This window comes from Mesorhizobium waitakense (assembly GCF_056431085.1).
The window spans coordinates 1-25,507 of the sequence record NZ_JBWKME010000182.1 but is presented as its reverse complement, the minus strand read 5'-3'; the positions used below and the strand labels follow the sequence as shown (position 1 = coordinate 25,507).

The following is a 25,507-nucleotide window of genomic DNA, read 5'->3' as shown; positions in this document are numbered from 1 at the left end:
AAGGTAGTATAGGAAAATTACCTAATTATATTAGGCTTCGCCTCGAAATTTTCAGGAAATGTAAAATGCTTGACGACCTCGACCGGCGCCTCCTCGAAATTCTGATCAAGGACGCGCGGACCTCGCTGAAGGACCTAGCTGCCCAGGTCGGGCTGTCATCGCCGAGCGTCTCGGAACGGCTTCGACGGCTCGAGGAACGCGGCGTCATCCGGGCGTTCACCGTCGAGATCGATCCGGTGGCGCTCGGCTATACGTTGCAGGCTATCGTGCGCATCCGGCCTTTGCCGGGCAAGCTGCACATCGTCCAGAAGCTGATCGAGGAGATCCCCGAATTTGGCGAATGCGACAAAGTGACGGGCGATGACTGCTTCGTCGCCCGGCTGTTCGTACGCTCGATCGGCGATCTCGACGGCATTCTCGACCGCATCGCCGACAAGGCCGAGACGAGCACCGCCATCATCAAAGCGCAGCCGATCCGGCGGCGGCCGCCACCGCTCGACGCAACCGCCCCGCGTGACAGGGCAAAGATCTTGCAGGCTTCCTGATCACGCCGGGTGAAACGCCGGCGGCCGGTGGGGTATATTTGCTGTCGCTCCGCTGGGGAATCTGGGCTATTCAGGCGTCGATACGCTTCCCTCCAGCCCAGCCCCTCCCCATGTCAGGCCTACTTCTCGATCCGTGGTTCTACGCGGCCGCCATTCCAGCGGTCATTCTGGTCGGCCTGTCCAAGGGCGGCTTCGGCGGCGCCGTTGGTTTCGTCGGCGTGCCCTTGATGGCGCTGACCATGCCGCCGGTGCAGGCGGCGGCGATCCTCCTGCCGATCCTGTGCCTGATGGACATCGTGTCGGTGTGGACATGGTGGGGTGTCTACGACCGCAAGATGCTGGTCGACATGATGCCGGGCGCGGTCGTCGGCATCGGTCTCGGCTGGCTGACGGCAGCATTGGTCACCGAGGAGGCGGTACGGCTGATCGTCGGCGCCGTCGCCATCATCTTCGTCCTGCGCTGGCTCTATCTGCAGTTTCGCCATGGCGCCGACCACGCGGTCGCGCCGAATCGCATGGCTGCCGCCATCTGGGGAACGGTCGCCGGCTTCACCAGCTTCGTCGCCCATGTCGGCGGCCCGCCGTTCCAGGTCTATGCCTTGCCGATCCGGCTCGATCCCAAAATTCTGTCGGGCACCGCGGCGATCTTCTTTGCCGCAACCAATGCGCTGAAGCTCATTCCCTATTTCGCGCTCGGCCAGTTCGACACCGCCAACCTGACGGCGTCGGCGGTGCTGATGCCGCTGGCGCCGCTCTCGACCGTCGCCGGCGCCTGGCTGGTGCGGCGGATGCGCCCTGAAACCTTCTATCCCTTCACCTACGCAACCGTGGCGGTGGTGGCGCTGAAGCTGCTGTGGGACGGCATCGCCGGCCTTATGTAGGGGGCGGTCGTGCAGCCGCCCTCATCATCACGGCGGTGTCAGGCGGCGCTCGGCACGAGGCGACGGTCGACGCCAAGGGCCAGTGTGGCGCCGACCACGACGACCAGCACCATGCCAGCAAGAATACCGATGTCATGCACAGTCGGCTTGAGCACCATGTCGGCGATGACCACCAGCATCACTGCGTAGTCGAAGCGTGCGGCGCTCATCATGCGCTGGCCGATGGCCAGAACAGCAGGCGTGACACCATCCTTGGCGATCATCGATCCCATGCGCTCGCCCGTTGGCTTGAAGATGAACATGCCGATCGAAAAGGTCGTGGCGTAGCTGACCAGACCGATGATGATCCATAGATCCGAAAAGCCAACCCAGAAACTGCACATGATGAGGCCGAAGATCAGGGTCAGCATCGACATCGGAGCGAAGAAACGACCACCCAACTGTCCGCTGGCGCGCATCGCCTGCAACTTGTCCTCAATGTTGCCGGCGCGCTCGGCAAGCACGCCGAGGAGGAACAACACGAAGCCGCCTCCGACCCATAGAATGGCCGTGACGACATGAAGGAATTTTACGATCGAGTACCAGTCCATAGTTGCTCCTGGAGTGTTCTGGAGGGGATGCGGCAGGGGCGATTTGCGCCGGCCGTCAGAGGAGCGAGCGTTTAGCGCCGCGCCCGTTTCGGAACGATGTCGCGAAAAGCCGGTTCTGTTTCAGTTTGCAGCCAGCACACGAAGCCACTGAGATGGCGAATGCGCTTCCTGGTTTTCTGCTATTGGGAGAAGTGTCGGGAGGGGTTGGCGCGACATCGTCTGGAAACAGTGCCGATGCTAGTGCGCCAATGCCGGGAGCCCGGTGGCGACAAGATTCGCCTGACAACAACCCATTCCCGCACACGGGAAGAGGGAGGGGACATTATGCAAGGGGTAGCACGGAATTTCTTCACGCTGGCCATCATCTATTCGCTGTGCGGAATGGCGCTCGGCCTGCACATGGCGATCAGCCAGGACCATAGCCAGATGCCGACCCACGCCCACACGATGGTGGCCGGATGGCTGATGTCGGCGGTCTTCGCCTTCTTCTACCATCTATTTCCGGCAGTCGGACAAAAGATGCTCGCCACCATCCATTTCTGGCTGACGGCAATCAGCGGCATCGGCCTGTTGATCGGTCTCTATTTCCTGCTTGCCGGCAATGCCGCGATCGAACCGCTGGTCGGGATTTCTTCGATGGGCTTCTACGCGGCCATGCTGCTGTTTGCCTTCATCGCCTTGCCGGCCGTCTGGAAGAAAGCCTGAGCCGAGAGCCTGTCCGGAAACTCTACTCTGGCGGCCATCTGATGGGGTTTTCTGCGCCTCCGGTGCTCACGGACCAAATGTCCGCTCCGCTCCGGTTCTCGAAACCACCGCCATGTGACTCGCCAGAGCGAATTTCGAAACGGACTCTGGAGGTGAGGTTCGGGCTGTGCTGTTACGGCACAGGACAGCGGCGTTGGATCAAAAAACACGCGCGCCGTTAAGGCTTCATTAAGCTTTACAGGTGTTTACTATGTCCATCCAGTGATCTGGATTCTTACCGAGTGGTTGGAGCCACTTTGTTTGACGCCTCCCTGTTAAACTCCTGAGAGCCGCCTTATCCGCGGCTCTTTTTTTGTCTGGATTCCGGGGGCGTCCGATGTCGGCTCGCCGTTAACCTTCTGTTAAACATGTGCTTGCCATCGCGGGTGACGAAGCGCATTTTGAAGCTTCAGTCATATAGGCTGCCGGGTGTATCGGCAGTGAGCCGAATCAGCCGGCTGTAGGTGCAGGGGCGTAGCAATGAACGAGCCTTCGACGGGCAGTGCGAAAACCGTCAAGCTGGCGGAGCGCCGGGTTTTCACGCAATCCTTCAAGCCGCTTTACCAGGAAGGTATGGGCCTGGTCGAACAGGCGGCGGAGTATCTCGACGGCAAGGGCCGGGCCGAGGCAAAGAAATTGTCCAGGCTGGGGGCCACGCTCTATGCGGCCGAATCGATGCGGCTGACCACAAGGCTGATGCAGGTTGCCTCGTGGCTGCTTTTGCAGCGCGCCGCGAATTCCGGTGAGATGACCCGCGACCAGGTTGCGTCGGAGAAGTCCAAGGTGCGCCTTGACACCGCTTCCGCCCATGACGAAGCCGCGGGCTGGGCCGAACTGCCCGAGGATTTCCTCGACCTCGTCACCCGCTCGCTGCGCCTGCAGGCGCTGGTGCGCCGCATGGACGAGGAGATCTACGGCTCCGACGCCGTGGTCGACATGCAACCGGCGGCCCGCCGCCCCAATCCGGTTTCCGACCAGATCAGCCTGCTGAACACGGCTTTCGCTCGCGGCTAAACCTGGGCGGCCATTCGTTTCCGGTTTGTTCACATTTCGCTGGCATCGCTGTCCGTCGGAGGTAGACTGGCGGGATGGGGGAAGCGATTCGCATCATCGGTATCGATCCGGGGCTCAGGCGCACCGGCTGGGGCATCGTCGAGAGCCTTGGCAATTCATTGCGCTTCGTTGCCTCAGGCACCGTGCGTTCCGACGACAAGGCGGCACTGGCGACGCGGCTCTGCCAATTGCATGACGGGCTCGCCGAAATCCTGCACACCGCCATGCCGCACGAGGCCGCGGTCGAACAGACCTTCGTCAACAAGGACGCGGTGGCGACGCTGAAGCTCGGCCAGGCGCGCGGCATCGCCATGCTGGTGCCGGCGCGCGCGGGGCTCGTCGTTGCCGAATATGCGCCCAACGCCGTCAAGAAGGCGGTGATCGGCGTCGGCCATGGCGACAAGAAACAGATCCACATGATGGTGAAGGTGCTGTTGCCGAAGGCCACTTTCGACACCGAGCATGCCGCCGACGCTCTCGCCATCGCCATCTGCCATGCGCATCACCGGCAAAGCGTCGCCTATCGGATGGCACTCGCCGGGTAGCAATGTTCTTGACTTGTTCCCGTGCCTGCGATAAGTAATACTTCTGAGGTATTACCATGCGCGTGACCACCAAGGGGCAAGTCACAATCCCCAAACAGATAAGAGACCATCTGGGAATCGGCCCGGGCTCCGAGGTGGAGTTCGTGGCCACCGACGAGGGCGCTCGTCTTGTCGCCGTCAACGAAAACCTGTCCGAGGAAGAGGCATCCCGCAGGTTCAGTGATGTGCTTGACCGGATGGAGGGGACTCTGGATCTGGGAGGCATGACGACCGACGAATACATGGAGTGGTTGAGGGGGCCGCGTGAAGATCTCGACGTTGATTGACACAAATGTCCTGATCGACGTCTGGGGACCGGCCGGACCGCTGACAAAATGGTCGGCATCGGCGATTGTTTCCTGTCGCCGCGATGGAGCCTTGCTGATCAATACGATCATCTGGTCCGAGCTCGCGCCGCTGATAGCGACAGAGACGGCGCTTCGAAAAGCAGTCGACATGCTCGAGATGGATCTTGAGTTTCTGCCTTGGGACGCGGCATTCCTTGCAGGCGTTACGCATTCCCGCTATCGCCGTGCTGGCGGGGTTCGCGAGCGGACGTTGCCAGACTTTTTCATCGGAGCCCATGCGACCGTTGCCGGACATCGTCTGCTGACCCGCGACGCTGCCCGCTACCGCAGTTACTTCCCGGATCTCGACATCATCTCTCCTGAAACGCACCCATGAAGGCCCATCTTCCATGAAAGATCTGGCATGATCGGCAAACTCAAGGGCACGCTCGACGAGATCGACGAGGACCATTGCCTCGTCGATATCCATGGTGTCGGCTATGTCGCCTATTGCTCGGCGCGCACGCTGGCCGCGCTGCCGGCGCCGGGCGAAGCGGTGGTGCTGTTCATCGAGACCTACGTGCGCGAGGACATGCTGCGGCTCTACGGCTTCCGGTCGCAGCTGGAGCGCGAATGGTTCCGGCTGCTGATGAACAATGTGCCAGGCGTCGGCGCCAAGGTGGCGCTGGCCATCCTGTCGACATTGGCGCCGGCCGATCTCGCCAACGCCATTGCGCTGCGCGACATCGCCATGGTCTCTCGTGCGCCTGGCGTCGGCAAGAAGGTGGCCGAGCGCATCGTCACCGAGTTGAAGAACAAGGCGCCGGCCTATGCGGGCACCGCCTCGGGCACCATCGGCTTGAAGCAGGAACTCGGCGAAGGCGTTGCTCCGGCGCCGATCACCGACGCCGTCTCGGCGCTGGTCAATCTCGGCTATTCGCGCGACACAGCCGCCAATGCGGTGGCGGCGGCGCTCAAGACAGCGGGCGAGGATGCCGATGCACCGAAGCTGATCCGTTTCGGCCTGAAGGAACTGGCGCGGTGAGGCGTCGCTTGTTCAGGTCCTTGCCGCGTGCAAGGAAGGTGCCATGAGCCTGTCACCCCGCCTCATTACGCCCGAAAAACGCGGCGAGGATGCCGAGCAGACCTTGCGGCCGCAGACGCTTGACGATTTCGTTGGCCAGGCAGCGGTGCGGGCCAATCTCAAAGTGTTCATCGAGGCCGCCAAGGGCCGCAACGAGGCACTCGACCATGTGCTGTTCGTCGGGCCGCCGGGTCTCGGCAAGACGACGCTGGCGCAGATCATGGCGCGCGAACTCGGCGTCAATTTCCGCTCGACCTCCGGGCCGGTCATCGCCAAGGCCGGCGATCTCGCCGCCCTGCTCACCAATCTCGAAGAAGGCGACGTGCTGTTCATTGACGAGATCCACCGGCTGAGCCCGGCGGTGGAGGAAATCCTCTATCCGGCAATGGAGGATTTCCAGCTCGACCTGATCATCGGCGAGGGCCCGGCGGCGCGCTCGGTCAAGATCGACCTTGCTCGCTTTACGCTGGTCGCCGCCACCACGCGGCTTGGCCTGCTGACCAACCCGCTGCGCGACCGTTTCGGCATTCCGGTGCGGCTGAATTTCTATTCGGTCGAGGAACTGGAGCAGATCGTGCGGCGCGGTGCGCGCATCCTGCAAATGCCGCTTGGCGACGATGGCGCGCTGGAGATCGCGCGGCGCGCGCGGGGCACGCCCCGCATTGCCGGAAGGCTGTTGCGCCGGGTGCGCGATTTCGCCTCGGTCGCTGGCGATGGCCATGTCGATCGCCAGATTGCCGACGAGGCGCTCACCCGGCTGGAGGTCGACGCGCTCGGCCTCGACGCCCTCGACCGCCGGTATCTGTCGATGATCGCCCGCAATTTCGGCGGTGGCCCGGTCGGCATCGAGACGATCGCAGCCGGCCTGTCCGAGCCGCGCGACGCCATCGAGGACATCATCGAACCCTATCTGATCCAGCAGGGCTTCATCCAACGCACGCCGCGCGGCCGGATGCTGACGGCCAATGCCTGGCGGCACCTCGGCCTCGATGCGCCGAAGGATCTGGCGCAGCAGCAGATCAACCTGTTCCAAGAAGAGTAGCGGTCCGGACGATTGGACTGGGATCGGCGATCAAGGATCCGTGACCGTCCTTGCGCAAAATCTCCTCAGCTTCGCCGGTTTGCCGGCGCAATCATGGACTTTAACGCGGCCTTGGCGACTGTCGCCGCGATCTTGTCCGGAGCCGAGTATGATAACCAGACGCGGGTTCCTGCGCTTCGTCGGCGGGTCGTTTCTGTCGGTCGCCGCGCTCAGCGCCTATGCGGCCGGCATCGAACCGATGCTGCTGACGCATGTGAAGCGTTATGCGTTTGACGCCGCCGCATTGGCCGGCGGGATTGAAACTGCGCATCGTCGCACTTGCCGACATCCATGCCTGCCGGCCGTGGATGACACCGGAGCGGATCGCTTCGCTTGTCGAAGACGCGAATGCGCAGCAAGCGGACGTGATCGTCCTGCTTGGCGACTACATCGCTGGCATGCCCCTGGTGACCGGGCCGGTGGCGCCGTCGCAATGGGCATCCGCGCTGTCGGGCCTCAAGGCACCGCTCGGCGTGCTGTCGATCCTTGGCAACCACGACTGGTGGGGCGATGGCTTCGCGCAGCGCGCCGGCGTCGGCCCGACCATTGCACGTAAAGCCTTGGAGAAAGTCGGCATTCCGGTCCTGGAGAACGATGTCATGCGCCTGGAGAACGACGGGCATGGCGTCTGGATCGCCGGGCTCGCCGATCAGCTGGCCCTGCTGCCGATCAGGGCTCGCGCCGGCTTCAAGGGGCTTGACGATCTTGACGGCACGCTGGCCAAGGTCACCGATGCCGCGCCGGTCATCCTGCTCGCGCATGAGCCCGATATTTTTCCCACCGTACCGTCGCGGGTGTCGCTGACCCTGTCGGGCCACACCCATGGCGGACAGGTACGGCTGTTCGGCTACTCGCCGGTCGTGCCGTCGCGGTTCGGCAATCGCTATGCCTATGGCCATGTCGTCGAGAACGACTGCAATCTGATCGTCTCGGGCGGGCTTGGCTTCAGCATTGTGCCGGTGCGTTTCGGGATGCGCCCTGAAATCCTGTCGATCGACCTTGGTTGAGCGGTCAATGCAGGGCGCGGATCACATCCATCACCTCAGGCTCGGCTCTGTCGCCGTCGAAGGCATCGACGATGCCGAAGGCGCCGCCATAGCTCCACACCGACCATGAGAACCCGTGCGCCTCGGCTCGTGCGATCATGTCGCTGACATAGGCGGCGCGGTACGCGGCCGGCATCACATAGGCGTTGCCATATTCCTGGCGGATCATGCCGAACTCGCCCAGCGTGACGTTCTGCGGCTTGATGCCGTTGGCCTTCGCCCACACCTCGACTTGTCTGAATGGTGCATCCATGAGGCCGAGCAGCTTGTCGGGGCTGTCCATGCTGGCTACCTGTTCGTCGAGATAGGCAAGCAGGCCGCTCTGCCGTGTCCACGGCGCCTCTGCCTTGATCCTGGCGCGGATGGTGTCGAGCGTCACCTCGAGCTGTGCCTGTGGCACCGCGGTCAGCGGAAAGGGCAGGCCGGTCACATAGGGGATGAAGTCGCCGGCCCAGGTCGCGCCCTGATGGGTGAGCAGGAACGGATCGTAGGAGTGGAAGGTCCAGATGACATTGTCGTCAGGGATCGTCTTCGGATCGATTTTCTCCAGTGACGTCGCGGCCGAATAACAGGCGCCGGTCAGCACCAGGGTCAGTTTCGTCGCCGAGGAGCGCGCCGCCGCGAACAGTTTCTGCTGACGCTCAGGCCAAAGGCTGGTGCCGTCGCTGTCGCAGTCGACGATCGGCTCGTTCATGGGCTCGAAGGCGACCTTTTCGGGATCTTCGCCGGCCAGCGTGCGGGCCATCTCGCGCACCATGTCGACATAGGCGTCGAAGGTGCGCGGGTCATCCATCACTTCGGCCATGCCGATCTTGCGGCTGCCGCCGGCCGGGATCAGGTGCATGTCGACGATCACTTTCAGCCCAGCGCGGTTGATCATGCGCACAGAGTCCAGCACGCTGGCATAGAGGTCGTCGCGCAAGGCCACGGTCTGGCCGGACAGGAAAGGCGACGGATCGACCGGCATGCGCAGGAAATCGAAGCCTGCCTCCTTAAGCGCCTTGAGGTCCTCATCCCGAAGGAATTTGCGCCATTCCGGATAGGGCAGGATCGCCTTGGCATCGCCCCACTGGTCCTCGCCCGGCCATGTGGTCCACTGGTCGAGATTAAGGCCGCGCTTCATCGAGAAGGTGGCCGCCTGGCCGGGCAGCGACAGAGCCACCAGCACGAACAGCGCCGCCACCAAGGTCTTGATCATCGCCGTCAACAGTGCCATCCGATGCTATGTCGCGCGGAAAACACGTGCCCGGTCGGGACTGAAAAAGGAAGCGCAATGGACGATCATGGTGAATCGGAGGCGTTGCTGGCAGGGCTTTCCGGCGCGTTGACGGAATTCGGCCACCGGCTGATGGCGCGCGTCTATTACGCCGACACCGATTTCTCCGGCGTCGTCTACCATGCGCGCTATCTCGAATTCTTCGAACGCGGCCGCTCCGACTATCTCAGGCTGACCGGCGTGCACCACACCGAGCTCGCCGACGGCAAGCATGGCGAGAAGATCGTCTGGGTGGTGCGTCGTATGGAGATCAATTTTCGCGGCCCCGCCCGCATCGACGACATCCTGACGATCGAGACCCGCACCGAGGACATTTCCGGTGCGCGCATCTTTATGGCGCAGCAGCTCAAACGCGGCGACGAGGTGCTGGTCGAGGCCAACGTCGAGGCGGCTATCATCGGCGAGAATGGCAGGCCAAGGCGCTTTCCGAGGGAATGGATGGCGGCGTTCATGCCACGGGTGCGCTGATATTCAGGTGATGCCGGCCTGCAAACGGCGGTTTCCTACGCTTCCGGTGCTCACGTACTTCAAGTACGCTCCGCTCCGGTTCTCGGAAACCACCGTTTTCGGCTCGGTCTGACTCGGTCTGACCTGAATCTCAGCACACCCTGGTCCAGGCATCGAAGCGACGGCATTGCGATGGCGGGACGCGGCAATGCGCCGCGCCTTATGGACTAACCCATCCTTAACCATAACGGTTCATGAAGAGATTGGTGAAGATTGGCGTTATCAAGCGCCTTCCTTTCACCAATATTTGCCCCGAAAAGGCCACCAAAGGCACGGTTTGGGGTTGTTCCGGTAGCTGCGTGCGAACCGACCACAAGGGATGCCAGGGGCCAGCCGCCAGCTTCGCCCGGAAAATCTTAAGGACGTAACGATGGAAAATATCGCACTCGCCGAACCGGGCGCGCAATTGTCGATTTGGGCGCTGTTCATGCAGGCCAGCTGGGTGGTCAAGCTGGTCATGATCGGTTTGCTCTGCGCTTCGGTCTGGACCTGGGCAATCATCGTCGACAAGTTGGTTGCCTACGCCCGCATGCGGCTGTCACTCAACCGGTTCGAGCAGGTGTTCTGGTCCGGGCAGTCGCTGGAAGAACTTTACCGCACGCTCGCCGACCGCAAGACCACCGGCATGGGCGCCATTTTCGTGGCGGCGATGCGCGAATGGAAGAAAAGCTTCGAGAAGGGCGCCAAGTCGCCGCTCGGCCTGCAGACCCGCATCGACAAGGCGATGGACCTGGCGCTGACCCGCGAGATGGAAAAGCTGGAGGGGCGCCTGGGCTTCCTCGCCACCACCGGCTCGGCGGCACCCTTCATCGGCCTGTTCGGCACCGTCATCGGCATCATGACCTCGTTCCAGGCGATCGCCGGCTCCAAGAACACCAGTCTCGCGGTGGTCGCGCCCGGCATTGCCGAAGCGCTGCTGGCGACGGCCATCGGCCTGCTCGCCGCCATACCCGCCGTCATCGCCTACAACAAACTGTCGTCCGACGCGAGCAAGATAGCGGTGCGCATGGAAGGGTTCTCCGACGAGTTCTCCGCCATACTCTCGCGCCAAATCGATGAAAAAGTGGTCCCCAAGGCCTGAGGAGTAACTGATGGGTATGTCCGTTGGCATGGGAGGACGCGGTGGGCGCGGCCACAGGCGGCGCGGCCGTCACCATGCACTGATGTCTGAGATCAACGTCACGCCGATGGTCGACGTGATGCTGGTGCTGCTGATCATCTTCATGGTCGCGGCACCGATGCTGACGGTCGGCGTGCCGATCGACCTGCCGGACACGCAGGCCAAGGCGATGAACGCCGACACGCAGCCGATCACCGTGTCGATCAACGCCGGCGGCCAGATCTATCTGCAGGAAACCGAGATCCCGATCGAGGAACTGGTGGCCAAGCTGCAGGCGATCTCGAAGACCGGCTATGAAGAGCGCATCTTCATCCGTGGCGACAAGTCCACCGACTATGGCACGGCGATGAAGGTGATGGCCCGCATTTCGGCCGCTGGCTACAAGAATATCGGCCTGGTTTCACTGCAGGAACAGGATCAATAGACGCGAGATGAAGACCGGCCTCACCACATCGGTGATCTTGCATACGGCGGTGCTGGCCTTCGGCCTGTTCACGCTGTCGGCGCCGGCCGCACTCCCGTCCGCCGATGTCGAGTCGGTCGCGGTCGACATCGTGCCGATGGAAGCCATCGCGCAGACGTTGCAGGGCGACAAGAAGGCCGTGATGCATGAAAAGCCGGCCCCTGTGCCGACCCAGCGCCCGGATATCGTGCCGGTATCGCAGAAGGTCGGCGAGAACAGCGTCGACACCGACAAGCCGGTAACGCCGGAAGCCAAGCCGAAGCCGGTCGACATGACATCGGCTCCGCCGCCGGCGCCGACCCCGATCGAAAAGCCGAAGCCCGAGGACGTGCCCAAGCCGCAGGAAAAGCCGAAGCCCATTCCAGCAACGGAAGTGGCGCCTGCGCCGACACCCAAGGAAGAGGTGAAGCCCGAGCCGGTCAAGCAGGCGGACCCCAAGCCGACGCCGGCCAAGCCGGCGCCGACCCCGCCGCCGCAGGACAAGACCGCGGCCATCGATCCGACGCCCGAGGTCAAGCCTGACGCTGTCGCCGAAGCCATAGCCAAGGATCCGCCCACCGAAGAGACGCAACTGCCGAATTCGGCGCCCGCGCCGGAAGCGCGGCCGAAGCCGCAGCCGGCGCAGGCCGAAAGCGCCAAGGCGCCGGAACGCAAGGATGCCGACAAGCCGGTCAAGGAAGCCTCGTCGAAGCCGAAGTCCGAAGACAAGCAGTTCAACGCCGACGAAATCTCGGCTCTCCTCGACAAGCAGAAGCCGTCCGGCGGCGGCGCCAAGCGCTCGACCCAGCAGGCCTCGCTCGGCGGCGACAAGGACCAGGGCCAGAAGTTGTCGAAATCGGAAATGGGCGCCCTTGAGAGCCAGCTCGGCGGCTGCTGGACCCTTCCGGTTGGCCTTGAAGGTTCGGAAAACTTCGTCGTCGTCGTCCGCTTCAACCTGGACGCCTCCGGCAAGCTGGATGGCCGCCCGAATGTCGAAAAGTCGAGCGGAAACCGCCAGTTCGACGAAAGTGCCGTTCGCGCCGTGCAAAAATGCGATGTCACCGGCCTGCAGGTCCCCGCAGGCAAGCAGGACATCTGGGCCGACGTCCGCGTCACCTTCGATCCAAGGGAGATGCTGGGCCTGTAGGCCCGAGTATCCGAAAATCAGTACGAGAAGCGAGAAGACATGAAATCAATCCTCAAGCCGCTCCTGATGATCGCAGCTATGGCGATGGGCATGACTGCTGCCGGCACGTTGCCGGCCCTGGCGCTCGTCGAGCTCAACGTCAACAAGGGCAATGTCGAACCGCTGCCGATCGCCATCACCGATTTCCAGGGCGGCGACGCGCTTGGCGCCCAGATCTCCGAGATCGTCACCGCCGATCTGAAGCGCTCGGGACTGTTCGCGCCGATCGACAAGAGTGCCTTCATCGAGAAGATCTCCAATCCGGATGCAGCACCGCGCTTCGACGACTGGAAAGTGATCAATGCGCAGGCGCTGGTCACCGGCAGCGTCGGCAAGGAGGCTGACGGGCGCATTCGCGCCCAGTACCGGCTGTGGGACACCTTTGCGGGCCAGCAGATGTCGGGCGAGCAGTTCTTTGCCAACGACGCCAATACGAGGCGTGTCGCCCACATCATCGCCGACGCAATCTACGAGAGGCTGACCGGTGAGAAGGGGTATTTCGACACCCGCGTCGTCTTCATCGACGAATCCGGCGCCAAGAACGCGCGCAAGAAGCGCCTCGCCATCATGGATCAGGACGGCGCCAACGTCCGCTATCTCTCTGACGGCAAGTCGATCGTGCTGACGCCGCGCTTCTCGCCGAACCGGCAGGAAATCACCTACATGTCCTATGAAAGCGGTCAGCCGCGGGTCTACCTGCTGCAGATCGAGACCGGCCAGCGCGAACTGGTCGGCAATTTTCCCGGCATGACCTTTGCGCCCCGCTTTTCGCCCGACGGCCAGAAGGTGATCATGAGCCTGCTGCGCGACGACGGCAATTCCAATATCTTCGCCATGGACTTGCGGAGCCGTTCGACGACACGGCTGACCAATTCGACCGCCATCGACACGTCGCCGTCCTATTCGCCCGACGGCAGCCAGGTGGTGTTCACCTCCGATCGTGGCGGGCGCGCCCAGATCTATGTGATGGGCGCCGATGGCTCGGGCCAGAACCGCATCTCCTTCGGCGACGGCGTCTACTCGACGCCGGTGTGGTCTCCGCGCGGCGATCTCATCGCCTTCACCAAACAGACAGGCGGCGAATTCCAGATCGGCGTCATGAAGACCGATGGCTCGGGCGAGCGGATCCTGTCGTCCGGTTTCCAGCAGGAAGGGCCGACCTGGGCGCCGAACGGCCGCGTGCTGATGTTCTTCCGGGATTCCGCCGGCGGACCGAAGCTGGTCTCGGTCGACCTCACCGGCCGCAATGAACAGTCGATCCCGACGACGAATTTTGCTTCGGACCCGGCTTGGTCGCCGTTGCTGGAATAAAGCTGGGCTTGAGCATGCCTTGCTCCAGCATCCCGCGCGGCACTGCTGAAAGAGGCCCAACAGGGCCTCTTTTCACGTCACGGTCGCGTTTTGGCCGCATTTACGCCTACGGTCCGCGCGAAATGTGGCTTTGCCAAACGGCTGCGGACGGGCAGTCTAAACCAGATTTTAACCGTGTTTCTTGAATGCCGGTTAACCCAAACGTGGTTACTGGGTGATCAACGAAATCACTCGAAACGCGAAGGAGAGGCGGCATGGGCCGTATCGCAGCACTTACCAGAAACCCGGTCATGATCGCGCTGGTGGCGATGCTCGCCATCGCCGGTTGCGCCTCGAAGAAGACGCCTAACAATGCCGCCGACCTTGGCCTCAACGGCGCCGGCGCGGCAACGCCCGGCTCGGCGAAGGACTTTACCGTCAACATCGGCGACCGCATCTTCTTCGATACGGACTCGACCTCGATCCGTGCCGATGCGCAGACGACGCTTTCGCGCCAGGCGCAGTGGCTGAACCAGTACAAGCAGTATGCCATCGTCATCGAAGGCCATGCCGATGAACGCGGCACGCGCGAGTACAATCTGGCGCTCGGCGCCCGCCGCGCCGCCGCCACCCGCGACTTCCTCGTCGCCAAGGGCGTTTCGGCGAGCCGCCTGAAGACGATTTCCTACGGCAAGGAGCGTCCGGTCGCGGTGTGCGACGACATCTCCTGCTGGTCGCAGAACCGGCGTGCGGTCACCACGCTCAGCGGCGCGGGTTCCTGAGCCGTCGTGCTGCCGACCGGAGCGTCAAGGAGGCGCGACGGTCTAGCGGCAAAAATGCCACACACCCTTGCGAAAGGCGGCCCCAGGGCCGCCTTTTTCATATCCGGATGCCCGAAACAAAATTTGGCCGAAGTCTCGGCTCCTGCTATGAGCCGAGGGCGCTTGGCTGGTCCCACTCTGATTGGAAGGCGCGAACGAGCTAACGAAATCACGGCGAGAGGCACATGCATTTGAGATCGGTTCTAAGCGGCACCCTTGCGCTGTTGCTCCTATCAGGCGTCACCGCCCTGGCGGGCACAGGGCAATCGACCGACAGCGGCTTTTCCTTCCATCTGCCCAGCATCGAATTGCCCGGCATTTTCGGCCAGAAGAAGAAACCGGATCAGGTTCAGCTGGTGCAGTCCGACGGTACCGCCGTGACCGGGCTGGAAGAGCAGCTGCGGCAGATGAACGGCAAGATCGAGGAACTCAATTTCCAGGTCCTGCAGATGCAGGAGCAGATCCGCAAGCAGCAGGAAGACAACGAGTTCCGCTTCCAGCAGCTTGAAGGCGGCACGCAAGGCGGGCAGCCGCCGGCACAGAAGAAATCGGACGCCACCACCACTACGGATAGCAACACCGATGTGGCAGCGGCACCGGCAACGCAGGCGCCGGCCGATGCGGGCACCGCGCCCGCCGCCGGCCAGGAGGTCATCGTCGAATCGCCCAATGGCGACCCCGGCAAGGTGATTCCAGGAACGGGAGCGCCGGAAAAGACTTTCGGCACCATCACCGTCGACAAGAACGGCAATGTCATCGATGCCGGCGGCAGCACCCAGGCGACCGCGCCGGTGCAGGACACCGCGCCAGCGAGCGGCGCTCCGGCCAAGGCCGGCAAGTCCGACGGCACGGTGGTGGCGGCATTGCCCGCCACCAACGACCCCGAGGAACTCTACCGCAACTCCTATCAGTTCATCCTCTCGGGCGACTACAGCACCGCCGAGCAGGGTTTTCGCGATCATATCTCCCGCTTCCCCAAGGATGCGAAGGCGGCGGATGCGCATTACTGGCTTGGCGAGTCTTTGCTCGGCCAGCAGAAATATCGCGACGCGGCCGAGACTTTCCTTTCCGCCAGCAAGGACTATCCCAAGGCCAAGAAAGCTCCCGACATGTTGCTGAAGCTCGGCGTGTCGCTGGTCGGCCTCAAGCAGCATGACGTGGCCTGCGCCACCTTCAGCGAGATCGGCAAGCGCTACCCCGACATCTCCGGTGCGCTCAAGGAACGCGTCAAGCAGGAAAAGGCGCTGGCGGCGTGCTGATCCTTTCCGTGCATGTCGTTGCCCCGAAACAGGGACCTTCTTTGGGCGACATGCATTGATGCTCGATATCGAGCCTGACCTCTCGAAGAGCCTTTTTTCGCATATCGATTTTACCAGCGGCGCCGTTGCGGCCGTGTCCGGCGGCAGCGACTCGACCGCCCTGCTCCTCCTTCTCAAACACCATCTCGACCGCACTGCGCCGGCAACGAAGCTGCTGGCAGTGACGATCGACCACGATTTGCGGCCCGGTTCGGCAGCGGACGCGCAGGGGATGGCGAGGCTGTGCGCCAAGCACGCCATTGCGCATCGCATCCTGACATGGTCCGGCCCCAAGCCATCGACCGGTCTGCCCGCCGCGGCCCGGGAAGCGCGTTACCGGCTGCTGGCCGAGGCGGCACTGGCGCAAGGCATCGGCCTGATCCTGACCGGCCATACCGCCGACGACCAAGCGGAAACGGTATTGATGCGGCAGGTCCGTGATGAGGGCGGGAGCCATGCCGACACGGCGGGCCGCGGGCTTGCCGGCATGGCGCCGGCCACCTTGTATGACTGGCGCAGCTGGATCGTGCGGCCGCTTCTCGGCACGCGGCGCGCGGCGTTGCGCGACGTCCTGCGGCGTCAACATGTCGACTGGGCCGACGACCCGACCAATGTCGACGAGGCTTTCGAGCGGCCGCGCCTGCGCGCTACGCTCGCCGACGGCGACGGCGTGCAGCGCATCGACGATGCGCTGGCGCTGGCCGCGCATGAAGGCAGCGCGCGCCGGCAGCTCGGCCTGGTTGCCGCGGACCTGATCCGCTGTTTCGCGACCCAGCCGGCGGCCGGGCTCATTCGTCTTGATCCTGGCTTTCTGACCGCCGGGGAGGAGCATGCGGCCGTCTACGCACTGCGCCTGCTGCTGGCCACGACCGGCGGGATTGCCTTTCTGCCGGACCAGGCCCGCAGCGAGGCGCTGTTTGGCCGGCTGAAGGCCGGATTTCTTTGCGCCACATTGTCGCGGACGGTGGTCGATTCCCGGCGCGCCGGCATCTTCCTGCGCCGCGAGGCGCGCGGCCTGCCGCCCGCCTCCGCAGTCGCCAAGGGCACCCTCTGGGATGGCCGCCGGCGCATCACATTGAACGACAGCAGCGGCGCATTGTTGATGGCCCCGTTCGGGACAGCAGCGATGCGTGCGGCGATCGGCGAGGGGGAAGCCCCAGCAAGCCTGATGCGCGCCGCGCTCGCCGCCGAGCCGGCGCTATGGCAAGCCGGTGAATGCCTTGGTTTGCCGGGGAGCATCCGGGCGCCTGCTCTGGTCGAGGCACGGCCGGCCGTTGCCCCCTTTGCCCGCTTCCTGCCGTCCTTCGACCTGGCGCCGGCGCGGGCTGTCGCAGGGCTGATTGGCGCGGCCCCGCTTCCCGCCTTGCCTTTCCGTGGCCACAGTGCCGGTTGATGTTGGGCGAAAGCTTAACCCAGACCTGCTGTTCTGCTTGGCAAGGGGAGGCGCTCTCCCTATGTTAGGCGCAAGTTTCCTCTCATGACGTGTGTCCGACGCGCGGACGCCAACGGGACAATTGATGAATCCGAACTATCGCAACCTCGCGCTCTGGGCGATCATAGCGGTCTTGCTCATCGCCCTGTTCAATCTGTTCCAGACGCCGCAGACGCGAGGGGCTTCCAGCGATGTGCCTTATTCGCAGTTCCTGCAGGACGTCGCGGCCGGCCGGGTCAAGACGGTGACCATTGCGGGCGCTCGCATCACCGGCACCTACACCGACAATGCCAGCGGCTTCCAGACCTATTCGCCCGGCGATCCGTCGCTGGTCTCGCGGCTCCAGGACAAGAACGTCACCATCAATGCGCGGCCTGAGAGCGACGGTTCCAATTCGCTGTTCGGCTATCTGATCTCGTGGCTGCCGATGATCCTCATCCTCGGCGTCTGGATATTCTTCATGCGCCAGATGCAGTCCGGCTCCGGACGAGCCATGGGCTTCGGCAAGTCGAAGGCCAAGCTTTTGACCGAGGCGCATGGCCGCGTCACCTTCCAGGACGTTGCCGGCGTCGATGAAGCCAAGGAAGATCTGGAAGAGATCGTCGAGTTCCTGCGCGATCCGCAGAAGTTCCAGCGGCTCGGCGGCAAGATCCCGCGCGGCGTGCTGCTTGTCGGTCCTCCGGGAACCGGCAAGACGCTGCTCGCCCGCTCGGTTGCCGGCGAAGCCAATGTGCCGTTCTTCACCATCTCCGGTTCGGACTTCGTCGAGATGTTCGTCGGCGTCGGCGCCAGCCGCGTCCGCGACATGTTCGACCAGGCCAAGAAGAACGCGCCCTGCATCATCTTCATCGACGAAATCGATGCCGTCGGCCGCCATCGCGGCGCCGGTCTCGGCGGCGGTAATGACGAGCGCGAGCAGACGCTGAACCAGCTGCTGGTCGAGATGGACGGCTTCGAGTCCAACGAAAGCATCATCCTGATCGCTGCCACCAACCGGCCCGACGTGCTTGACCCGGCGCTGCTGCGGCCAGGCCGCTTCGACCGCCAGGTGGTGGTGCCGAACCCCGACATCGTCGGCCGCGAGAAGATCCTCAAGGTGCATGTGCGCAACGTGCCACTGGCACCCAATGTCGACCTCAAGGTCGTCGCTCGCGGCACGCCGGGCTTCTCCGGTGCTGACCTGATGAACCTCGTCAACGAATCGGCGCTGATGGCCGCGCGGCGCAACAAGCGCCTGGTGACTATGGCCGAGTTCGAGGACGCCAAGGACAAGATCATGATGGGCGCCGAGCGTCGCTCGTCGGCGATGACCCAGGCCGAGAAGGCGCTGACCGCCTATCACGAGGCCGGCCACGCCATCCTGGCGCTCAACGTGCCGTCGGCCGATCCGCTGCACAAGGCCACCATCATCCCGCGTGGCCGGGCGCTCGGCATGGTCATGCAGTTGCCGGAAGGCGACCGCTACTCGATGAGCTACAAATACATGATCTCGCGCCTCGCCATCATGATGGGCGGCCGTGTCGCCGAGGAGTTCAAGTTCGGCAAGGAAAACATCACCTCGGGCGCCTCCTCGGACATCGAGCAGGCGACCAAGCTGGCGCGCGCCATGGTCACGCGCTGGGGCTTTTCCGACAAGCTCGGTCACGTCGCCTATGGTGACAACCAGGAAGAAGTGTTCCTCGGTCATTCGGTGGCGCGCACGCAGAACGTCTCGGAAGAGACCGCGCAGATCATCGACGCCGAAGTGCGCCGCCTGATCGACGAGGCCTATTCAACGGCAAAATCCATCCTGACCAAGAAGAAGAAGGAATGGATCGCACTGGCGGAAGGGCTGCTCGAATACGAGACGCTGTCGGGCGAAGAGATCAAGCAGTTGATCGCCGGACAGAAGCCTTCGCGCGACCTCGGCGACGACACACCGCCAAGCCGTGGCTCGGCGGTGCCGAAGTCCGGCGGCCGCCGCAAGAAGGGGCCGGAGCCCGAAGGCGGCATGGAACCGCAGCCGTCAAGCTGACAGGGGCCACTCATTTCAGAGAAACAAAACGCCGCGGCTTCAACCCGCGGCGTTTTGCTATTCGGCGTTGGTCACAGGCCGTGCGGTGCGAGCACGCTTGCTTTGCCGGGGCGTTGCCCGTCGGACCGGCCGGCATGCTGCTTGCCCCATCTGGCGAGCGGGATCAGGGCATTGTCCAGCTCGATACCGAATTCGGTGATCGAGTATTCGACCCAGGCGGAACTTCGGGGAAGACCTCGCGGTGAACGATGCCGTCGGCCTCCATTTCGCGTAGCTGCTGGATCAACATCTTTTCACTGATGTCGGGCACCAGCCGCTTCAGTTCACCGAAGCGCGCCGGCGCCTTGTGGATCTGCCAGAGCAGCAAAGCTTTCCATTTGCCGCCGATCACCTCCAGCGCCGGTCCCAATCCGCAACTATCTGGCTGTTTCTTTCCCATATTTCATCCAATTCTGAGCAATCGGTGGGTGGCTTACATTTTTGTCGGTACTTGAGAAAAACCAAGCCGGTCCATAACTTCAAAGCAGATCGCCGGCACCGGCGAACAGCACAACAACATATCGGTACCTTGCTTCGGCCTGCAAAGGCCGTCGGTGGTCGAATTTTGGCGAAAGGGATGGATCATGACACGATACGCAAACAAGAAGGCCGTGGTGATCGGCGGAACGCACGGCATGGGGCGTGCCGTGGCGGAGGCGCTGGTCGAAGGCGGCGCCGAAGTGCTGGTCACCGGCCGCGATCACCGCAACATCGAAGCCGCCCGCACGAAGTTGTTTTCGCGCGCCCATGTCGTGCAGTCGGACATCGGCGACATGGCCGATATCGTCACGCTAGGGGCCGAAGTGGGCCAGAAGCTCGGCCAGATCGACTTCCTCCACATCAATGCCGGGGTTGCCTATCTCGAGCCGGTGGAGCGGGTCACCGCGGACAGCTACGACCGCATCTTCAGCGTCAACACGAAAGGCGCCTTCTTCACCGCACAGCGCCTGCTGCCGCTCATCAAGGATGGTGGTGCCATCGTCTTCACCTCATCGATCGCCGATGAATCCGGTAACGGCGGAATGAGCGTCTATTCCGGGTCGAAGGCAGCACTTCGCGCTTTCGCCAAGGTTCTCGCCGCCGAGCTCCTGCCGCGCCGGATCCGCGTGAATGTGGTCAGCCCCGGCTTCATCGATACGCCGACAATGGGCGTGGCGAGCGCTTCCGCCGAGGAGCGGGCGGCCTTCATGGCGATCGGCGACGCGGTCACGCCGATGAAGCGTCACGGCACCATCGATGAGGTGGCGCATGCGGTGCTGTTCCTGGCTTTCGACGCAACCTTCACCACAGGCGCGCGGCTGACCGTCGATGGCGGCCTTGGCCAGGACCTGAGCCCCTTGCCGGCTTGACCTTCCAAACCCGAACCACGGAGAGACACAAGATGAGTGATATAACTGTAATCGGCCTTGGCGCCATGGGCACTGCCCTCACCGGGGCGTTCCTCGACAAAGGCCAATTGGTGACCGTGTGGAACCGTTCTCCGGCAAAGGCGCAGGCTTTGGCGGCCAAGGGTGCCATCGTGGCTGCCAGCGTCGAGGACGCCGTCAGATCGAGCCCGGTGATCGTGGTGTGTCTTCTCGTCTACGACACGGTCCACGAGGCCCTTGCTCCCGCGCGGGAAGCGCTGTCTGGCCGCACACTGGTCAATCTCACCAACGGCACGCCCGAGCAGGCGCGGGCGATGTCGCAGTGGGCCGTCACGCACGGCGCCAACTATGTCGATGGCGGCATCATGGCGGTGCCCCCGATGATCGGCGGGCGGCACGCCCTGGTCCTCTACAGCGGCTCCAAGCAGGGGTTCGACATGCACTCGGAACAACTCGATGCGCTCGGCACCAGAAAATATCTGGGCGAGGATGCCGGCCTGGCGCCGCTTCACGATATCGCGCTGCTGGCGGGCATGTATGGCCTGTTCGGGGGTGTGATGCAGGCGCTGGCGCTGACGGGATCGGCGGGAATTCCAGCCGGCGAATTCATGCCGCTGCTGATGTCATGGCTGCAAGCGATGCAAGGTGGGTTGCCGAAATGGGCCGAGCAGATCGACGCCGGCGACCACACCAGGAATGTCGCCTCCAATCTCGGCATGCAGGCCGAGGCCTATGTCAATCTGATCGATGCCAGCAAGGCGGCGGGCATCGGCACCGAACTCATACTGCCGATGCAAAGCCTGATGAAGCGCGGCGTAGCGGCCGGCAAGGCTAACGCCGATCTCACCAGCCTGGTCGAGCTTCTGCGGTCAGCGAAAGAGGTCGATTGAGACTGTTTGAACGTAACAAAAGGCCCGCGAAGCTGACGCCTCGCGGGCCTTTGTGTTTGTCGAGCTATGTGGCGCTCAGGTCTTCAGTTTGGCGTTGCACAGGCTGTAGAAGCCGCCGCCCTTCTGGATCCACTTGAGGCCGCCAAGCGCGTTGGCGTCCTTGAGGGCATAGTACTGGTCGAGACAGGTATGCATGCGGCCCTTTCCGGGGGTCTCGCTGGCGTATTTCGGCGAGATCGCCGACGGGAAAGTGACGCCCTTCGGCGCAGCCGTCGTCGGCTTTGCCGGCTCTTTGGTGTAGTTTGCCTCGCTCGGAGCCGGCACCGTGTCGTCATCCGACGCGGCGGCACCGCATTCGGTCTTGCGGAAGTCGTTCCACTTCATGCCTTTCAGCGTATTGGCCGTCTTGGCAGCCTGATACTTGGTGCTGCATTCGGCCATGGTCAGGCCCTTGCTGTCGGCAGGAGCCGCGGCAGCCTTGGTGGTTGCCGGCTTGGTGTCGGCGGCGGCAGACGCGCCGGCGGCGCATTCGGCCTTGCGGAAGTCGTTCCACTTCATGCCGTTCAGGGTGCCGGCAGCCTTCGCCGCCTTGTACTTGGCGCTGCATTCCTTAGCCGTCAGACCCTTGGCGGTGCTGTCTGTTGCCGCGGCGGTGGTCGTCTTGGCTGCCTTGGCCGGCTTCGTTTCAGCTGCCTTCTTGGTGTCAGCTGGCTTGGTATCGGTGGTCGCGGCGGCATCGGTGCCGCACTGCGCCTTTCGGAACTGGTTCCAGGTCGCCCCGGCGAGTGTCCCCGCGTCCTTGGCGGCGTTATACTTCGTGCTGCACTCGGCCATCGTCAGCGCGTTGGCTGGCGAAGCCAGGAACAAGGTCGCGACGGCGAGGCCGGTCAAAGTGGCAAGTCGGTGGATGAGCATAGCGTTTCTCCGTTGCAGCAGCCCATGGTACGTCCCTGCAAATCAATAACGCTCAACGGTCGGTTGCGCCAGATGCTAAGTGGCGTATATACCGCCCAAAGCTGGCTCCTCCCGACAAGGTGATGAAATTGTTGCCTGTTGCTGGATTGCGAGCAAGATTTTTCCAGGTGCATCCGCGCTGAAATGCTCGCATGACTGGTATATTGCAGCGTGGCAGTCTCAGCAATTGGGTTGCAGTCATGTTGTGTGCAGTGCACAACAATGATTTTCTAAGGATTGGTAACATACAATCACACAATGTGATCATGGCGCCCTGGCCAATTGTGGCATGACGTGCCGGCAAAGAACTGTCGAGGAATCTGGTAAGCATGGCAGGGAATTATTTCGGCACGGACGGCATTCGCGGGCGCGCCAACAAGTTTCCGATGACCGCTGAAATCGCGATGCGGGTCGGCATGGCCGCCGGCCTCTCGTTCCAGCGCGGCAGTCATCGTCATCGCGTCGTGCTCGGCAAGGATACCAGGCTTTCGGGCTACATGATCGAGAATGCGATGGTGTCCGGCCTGTGCGCCGCCGGCATGGACGTGTTCCTTCTCGGCCCGATCCCGACGCCAGCCGTCGCCATGCTGGTGCGTTCGCTGCGCGCCGATATCGGCGTCATGATCTCGGCCTCGCACAATCCCTATTACGACAACGGCATCAAGCTGTTCGGCCCTGACGGCTACAAGCTCTCCGACGAGATCGAAGAGCGCATCGAGGGCATGCTCGACAAGGACATCGAACTGACGCTCGCCGATTCAGACGGGCTTGGCCGAGCCAAGCGCGTCGATGGCGTGCATGACCGCTACATCGAATTCGCCAAACGCACCTTGCCGCGCTCGATGTCGCTTTCGGGCCTCAGGATCGTCGTCGACTGCGCCAATGGCGCCGCCTACAAGGTGGCGCCCGAGGCACTGTGGGAACTGGGTGCCGAAGTCGTCGCCATCAATGTCGAACCCAACGGCTTCAACATCAACAAGGAATGCGGTTCGACCCATCCCGCGGGTCTGCAGAAGAAAGTGCACGAAGTGCGCGCCGACATCGGCATCGCGCTCGACGGCGATGCCGACCGTGTGGTCATTGTCGATGAGAACGGGGCGATCGTCGATGGCGATCAGATCATGGCGCTGATCGCGGAATCCTGGCACCAGAGCGGGCGGCTTGCCGGCGGCGGCGTCGTGTCGACGGTCATGTCCAATCTCGGGCTCGAACGTTTCCTCGGCGACATGAAGCTGCAATTGCACCGCACCAAGGTCGGCGACCGCTATGTCGTGGAGCATATGCGCGCGCATGGGCTCAATGTCGGCGGCGAACAGTCGGGCCATATCGTGCTGTCGGATTTCTCGACCACCGGCGACGGCCTCGTTTCGGCGCTGCAGGTGCTGGCCTGCATCAAACGGCAGGGTCGGCCGGTCAGCGAGCTGTCGAAGAAATTCGAACCGGTGCCGCAGCTTCTAAAGAACGTCCATATTTCCGGCGGCAAGCCGCTCGAGGAAGCGCCCGTCAAGGCAGCCATCGAGGACGCCCGTCACCGCCTGGGCAAGGCCGGGCGGCTGGTCATCCGGCCATCCGGCACCGAGCCGCTGATCCGCGTCATGGCCGAGGGCGACGACCCGCAACTGGTCGAGGCGGTCGTCAACGACATCGTCGAAGTCATCTCGGAAACACGCAGCGCCGCCTGATCCCCAGCGCGCCCAAAGGGCGTCGCCCAGCGCCCACGCAGGCGTCGCGCCTCAGCATATCCACCCGCAAAAAGGCCCGCCCTTCTGGCGGGCTTTTTGTTGGCCAGCAGTCGCTCCCGGTCTCGAAAATCGCGCCCTGATTCCTCGAAGTGTAGAGATTCGTGGTTAAGCAACAGGGTTAAACGCCTTTTAACCTTTGCAATTCATTATCCACGACTGAAAGCAATCGCATTTCGGACACGATCGCCGTTCCGAACTTCCTAGGGGTGACAAGCATGTTCAATACAGCAAGAAAGGCCCTGCTCGCTGCGCTGTTCGCGGGGCTGACCGGACCGGTTTTCGCAGCCGACCTCCCGGCGGTCGAACAGGCTCCGCCGCCGGTTTACGAGCAGCCGGCCGAAATCGGCGGCTGGTATATTCGTGGCGACCTCGACTATCACAAGTCGGACGTGCGCGGCATCGACTATACGACCTACACCCTCGATCCCTGCAACTGCTCGGTCACGCCTGGCAGCAGGAGTTTCGATTTCGGCGAGCTCAAGGGTGGTTTCTCACTTGGCGCCGGTGTCGGGTACAGGGTCAACGACTACTTCCGTACGGATCTGACCGCCGACTACTGGTTCAAGTCGGACTTCGACGGCGGAACCTCGGATGCCCTCTCGACATCGACCGAGGTGTCGAACATGAGCGCCCTGCTGCTGCTTGCCAATGCCTACGCCGATCTCGGCACTTATGACGGCATTACGCCTTATGTCGGCGCCGGCATCGGCGGCGCGCGGGTCAAATGGGACGATCTCCGGGATCCGAACACCACCGAGTTCAACCCCGGAGCGTCCAGCTGGCGTTTCGCCTATGCTCTAATGGCGGGTGCTTCTTACTGCCTGACCGACAAGGTGATTTTGGATGCGGGCTACCGCTTCAGCCATATCCAGGGCGGCCGGATGTTCGACTTCGATGCGAGCAGCGCCGGCCCTGGCTTCGATGGCGGCATCAACACCCACGAGGTGCGCGGTGGCCTGCGCTATCAGTTCGGCGGCAACAACGGTTGCGCCGCGCCGGTGGTTGCCTATCAGCCCGAACCCGAGCCGGTCTACACCAAGTAACGCTTGCATTCCTTGCAAGTTCGCGAACCGCCCGGCATCGACCGGGCGGTTTTCGTTTGAGCGGTTCTGCGTTTCATGGAAACGCCGAACCGCTCTATCTCTTTGTTTTGACGCAATTCCGGACGGAAACCGTTTCACACTTTTCCTGGAATTGCTTGTCTTATGACATTGGCGCCGAACGGGTCAGAAAG

At 63.1% G+C, this 25,507-nt stretch carries 26 protein-coding genes and 1 pseudogene; 23 read left to right on the top strand and 4 right to left on the bottom strand.

From position 1 onward, the window contains the following. Nucleotides 1–65 precede the first annotated feature (65 nt). Together AC07FD_RS32965 and AC07FD_RS32960 are read left to right on the top strand one after the other, a co-directional pair. A complete protein-coding gene (locus AC07FD_RS32965; RefSeq protein WP_478353243.1) occupies nucleotides 66–545 on the top strand; it encodes an Lrp/AsnC family transcriptional regulator in 480 nt (159 codons plus the stop codon). A 110-nt stretch (nucleotides 546–655) separates the two neighbouring features. Then, nucleotides 656–1,426 (top strand): sulfite exporter TauE/SafE family protein, encoded by a 771-nt coding sequence (locus AC07FD_RS32960; RefSeq protein ID WP_478353242.1) that lies wholly within the window; start codon nucleotides 656–658, stop codon nucleotides 1,424–1,426. A 38-nt stretch (nucleotides 1,427–1,464) separates the two neighbouring features. Here AC07FD_RS32960 and AC07FD_RS32955 read toward each other — a convergent pair whose 3' ends face one another. Next, a complete protein-coding gene (locus AC07FD_RS32955) occupies nucleotides 1,465–2,016 on the bottom strand; it encodes a DUF2269 family protein (protein WP_478353241.1) in 552 nt (183 codons plus the stop codon). 324 nt (nucleotides 2,017–2,340) lie between these two features. On the opposite strand from AC07FD_RS32955, the gene AC07FD_RS32950 reads away from it, so the two are divergent. The 8 genes and pseudogenes from AC07FD_RS32950 to AC07FD_RS32915 all read left to right on the top strand — a co-directional run bounded on the left by AC07FD_RS32950 (nucleotide 2,341) and on the right by AC07FD_RS32915 (nucleotide 7,856). Continuing rightward, nucleotides 2,341–2,721 carry a hypothetical protein gene (locus AC07FD_RS32950; protein ID WP_457150855.1) on the top strand — a complete coding sequence of 127 codons (381 nt, stop codon included), beginning with the start codon at nucleotides 2,341–2,343 and terminating at the stop codon, nucleotides 2,719–2,721. A gap of 519 nt (nucleotides 2,722–3,240) precedes the next feature. Then, entirely contained in the window at nucleotides 3,241–3,774 is a 534-nt protein-coding gene (rcdA, locus tag AC07FD_RS32945; RefSeq protein ID WP_095089536.1) for a protease adaptor protein RcdA, read from the top strand. 74 nt (nucleotides 3,775–3,848) lie between these two features. Then, nucleotides 3,849–4,358 (top strand): crossover junction endodeoxyribonuclease RuvC, encoded by a 510-nt coding sequence (ruvC, locus tag AC07FD_RS32940; RefSeq protein ID WP_095089535.1) that lies wholly within the window; start codon nucleotides 3,849–3,851, stop codon nucleotides 4,356–4,358. A gap of 56 nt (nucleotides 4,359–4,414) precedes the next feature. Beyond that, nucleotides 4,415–4,684 carry an AbrB/MazE/SpoVT family DNA-binding domain-containing protein gene (locus tag AC07FD_RS32935; protein WP_478353240.1) on the top strand — a complete coding sequence of 90 codons (270 nt, stop codon included), beginning with the start codon at nucleotides 4,415–4,417 and terminating at the stop codon, nucleotides 4,682–4,684. Beyond that, nucleotides 4,662–5,081, top strand: a complete 420-nt coding sequence (locus AC07FD_RS32930; RefSeq protein WP_478353239.1) for a type II toxin-antitoxin system VapC family toxin — start codon at nucleotides 4,662–4,664, stop codon at nucleotides 5,079–5,081. Before AC07FD_RS32935 ends, AC07FD_RS32930 begins: the two co-directional genes overlap by 23 nt. A gap of 27 nt (nucleotides 5,082–5,108) precedes the next feature. Continuing rightward, nucleotides 5,109–5,729, top strand: a complete 621-nt coding sequence (ruvA, locus tag AC07FD_RS32925) for a Holliday junction branch migration protein RuvA (RefSeq protein WP_478353238.1) — start codon at nucleotides 5,109–5,111, stop codon at nucleotides 5,727–5,729. Nucleotides 5,730–5,772: 43 nt separating this feature from the next. Beyond that, complete coding sequence (gene ruvB, locus AC07FD_RS32920; protein WP_111548320.1) at nucleotides 5,773–6,810, top strand: Holliday junction branch migration DNA helicase RuvB; 1,038 nt, start codon at nucleotides 5,773–5,775, stop codon at nucleotides 6,808–6,810. Nucleotides 6,811–6,958: 148 nt separating this feature from the next. Then, nucleotides 6,959–7,856: pseudogene (locus AC07FD_RS32915) on the top strand (metallophosphoesterase). A 4-nt stretch (nucleotides 7,857–7,860) separates the two neighbouring features. Here the strand turns inward: AC07FD_RS32915 and AC07FD_RS32910 are convergent. Next, entirely contained in the window at nucleotides 7,861–9,111 is a 1,251-nt protein-coding gene (locus AC07FD_RS32910) for a glycoside hydrolase family 5 protein (RefSeq protein ID WP_478353237.1), read from the bottom strand. 57 nt (nucleotides 9,112–9,168) lie between these two features. Between AC07FD_RS32910 and ybgC the strand changes: the two genes are divergently transcribed. From ybgC to ftsH, 9 genes are all read left to right on the top strand, one after another. Then, nucleotides 9,169–9,639, top strand: a complete 471-nt coding sequence (gene ybgC, locus AC07FD_RS32905; protein ID WP_478353236.1) for a tol-pal system-associated acyl-CoA thioesterase — start codon at nucleotides 9,169–9,171, stop codon at nucleotides 9,637–9,639. 409 nt (nucleotides 9,640–10,048) lie between these two features. Further along, nucleotides 10,049–10,759 carry a protein TolQ gene (tolQ, locus tag AC07FD_RS32900; RefSeq protein ID WP_478353235.1) on the top strand — a complete coding sequence of 237 codons (711 nt, stop codon included), beginning with the start codon at nucleotides 10,049–10,051 and terminating at the stop codon, nucleotides 10,757–10,759. A 10-nt stretch (nucleotides 10,760–10,769) separates the two neighbouring features. Next, nucleotides 10,770–11,222: a protein TolR gene (gene tolR, locus AC07FD_RS32895; protein ID WP_478353234.1), complete on the top strand. Its 453-nt coding sequence runs from the start codon at nucleotides 10,770–10,772 to the stop codon at nucleotides 11,220–11,222. Nucleotides 11,223–11,229: 7 nt separating this feature from the next. Beyond that, nucleotides 11,230–12,387 carry a TonB family protein gene (locus tag AC07FD_RS32890; protein WP_095089515.1) on the top strand — a complete coding sequence of 386 codons (1,158 nt, stop codon included), beginning with the start codon at nucleotides 11,230–11,232 and terminating at the stop codon, nucleotides 12,385–12,387. A 66-nt stretch (nucleotides 12,388–12,453) separates the two neighbouring features. Beyond that, nucleotides 12,454–13,737: a Tol-Pal system beta propeller repeat protein TolB gene (gene tolB / locus AC07FD_RS32885; RefSeq protein ID WP_245331229.1), complete on the top strand. Its 1,284-nt coding sequence runs from the start codon at nucleotides 12,454–12,456 to the stop codon at nucleotides 13,735–13,737. A 254-nt stretch (nucleotides 13,738–13,991) separates the two neighbouring features. Next, nucleotides 13,992–14,498: a peptidoglycan-associated lipoprotein Pal gene (gene pal / locus AC07FD_RS32880; RefSeq protein WP_095089511.1), complete on the top strand. Its 507-nt coding sequence runs from the start codon at nucleotides 13,992–13,994 to the stop codon at nucleotides 14,496–14,498. A gap of 224 nt (nucleotides 14,499–14,722) precedes the next feature. Further along, entirely contained in the window at nucleotides 14,723–15,796 is a 1,074-nt protein-coding gene (ybgF, locus tag AC07FD_RS32875) for a tol-pal system protein YbgF (RefSeq protein ID WP_478353233.1), read from the top strand. A gap of 58 nt (nucleotides 15,797–15,854) precedes the next feature. Then, nucleotides 15,855–17,228 carry a tRNA lysidine(34) synthetase TilS gene (tilS, locus tag AC07FD_RS32870; protein WP_478353232.1) on the top strand — a complete coding sequence of 458 codons (1,374 nt, stop codon included), beginning with the start codon at nucleotides 15,855–15,857 and terminating at the stop codon, nucleotides 17,226–17,228. 124 nt (nucleotides 17,229–17,352) lie between these two features. After that, nucleotides 17,353–19,281 (top strand): ATP-dependent zinc metalloprotease FtsH, encoded by a 1,929-nt coding sequence (gene ftsH / locus AC07FD_RS32865; RefSeq protein WP_095089505.1) that lies wholly within the window; start codon nucleotides 17,353–17,355, stop codon nucleotides 19,279–19,281. 163 nt (nucleotides 19,282–19,444) lie between these two features. Here the strand turns inward: ftsH and AC07FD_RS32860 are convergent, their stop codons facing one another. Then, entirely contained in the window at nucleotides 19,445–19,720 is a 276-nt protein-coding gene (locus tag AC07FD_RS32860) for a winged helix-turn-helix transcriptional regulator (RefSeq protein ID WP_478353231.1), read from the bottom strand. A gap of 184 nt (nucleotides 19,721–19,904) precedes the next feature. Here AC07FD_RS32860 and AC07FD_RS32855 point away from each other — a divergent pair, with 184 nt between their 5' ends. Both AC07FD_RS32855 and AC07FD_RS32850 read left to right on the top strand, forming a co-directional pair. Beyond that, nucleotides 19,905–20,669 carry an SDR family oxidoreductase gene (locus tag AC07FD_RS32855; protein ID WP_478353230.1) on the top strand — a complete coding sequence of 255 codons (765 nt, stop codon included), beginning with the start codon at nucleotides 19,905–19,907 and terminating at the stop codon, nucleotides 20,667–20,669. After that, on the top strand, nucleotides 20,666–21,577 hold the full coding sequence (locus tag AC07FD_RS32850) for an NAD(P)-dependent oxidoreductase (RefSeq protein ID WP_478353229.1): 912 nt from the start codon (nucleotides 20,666–20,668) through the stop codon (nucleotides 21,575–21,577). The genes AC07FD_RS32855 and AC07FD_RS32850 overlap by 4 nt, the downstream gene beginning before the upstream one ends. Before the next feature lie 75 nt (nucleotides 21,578–21,652). Here AC07FD_RS32850 and AC07FD_RS32845 read toward each other — a convergent pair whose 3' ends face one another. Further along, a complete protein-coding gene (locus AC07FD_RS32845; RefSeq protein WP_478353228.1) occupies nucleotides 21,653–22,492 on the bottom strand; it encodes a hypothetical protein in 840 nt (279 codons plus the stop codon). A gap of 368 nt (nucleotides 22,493–22,860) precedes the next feature. Here AC07FD_RS32845 and glmM point away from each other — a divergent pair, with 368 nt between their 5' ends. Next, complete coding sequence (gene glmM, locus AC07FD_RS32840; protein ID WP_184872352.1) at nucleotides 22,861–24,213, top strand: phosphoglucosamine mutase; 1,353 nt, start codon at nucleotides 22,861–22,863, stop codon at nucleotides 24,211–24,213. A 275-nt stretch (nucleotides 24,214–24,488) separates the two neighbouring features. After that, entirely contained in the window at nucleotides 24,489–25,316 is an 828-nt protein-coding gene (locus AC07FD_RS32835) for an outer membrane protein (protein ID WP_478353227.1), read from the top strand. Nucleotides 25,317–25,507 lie beyond the last annotated feature (191 nt).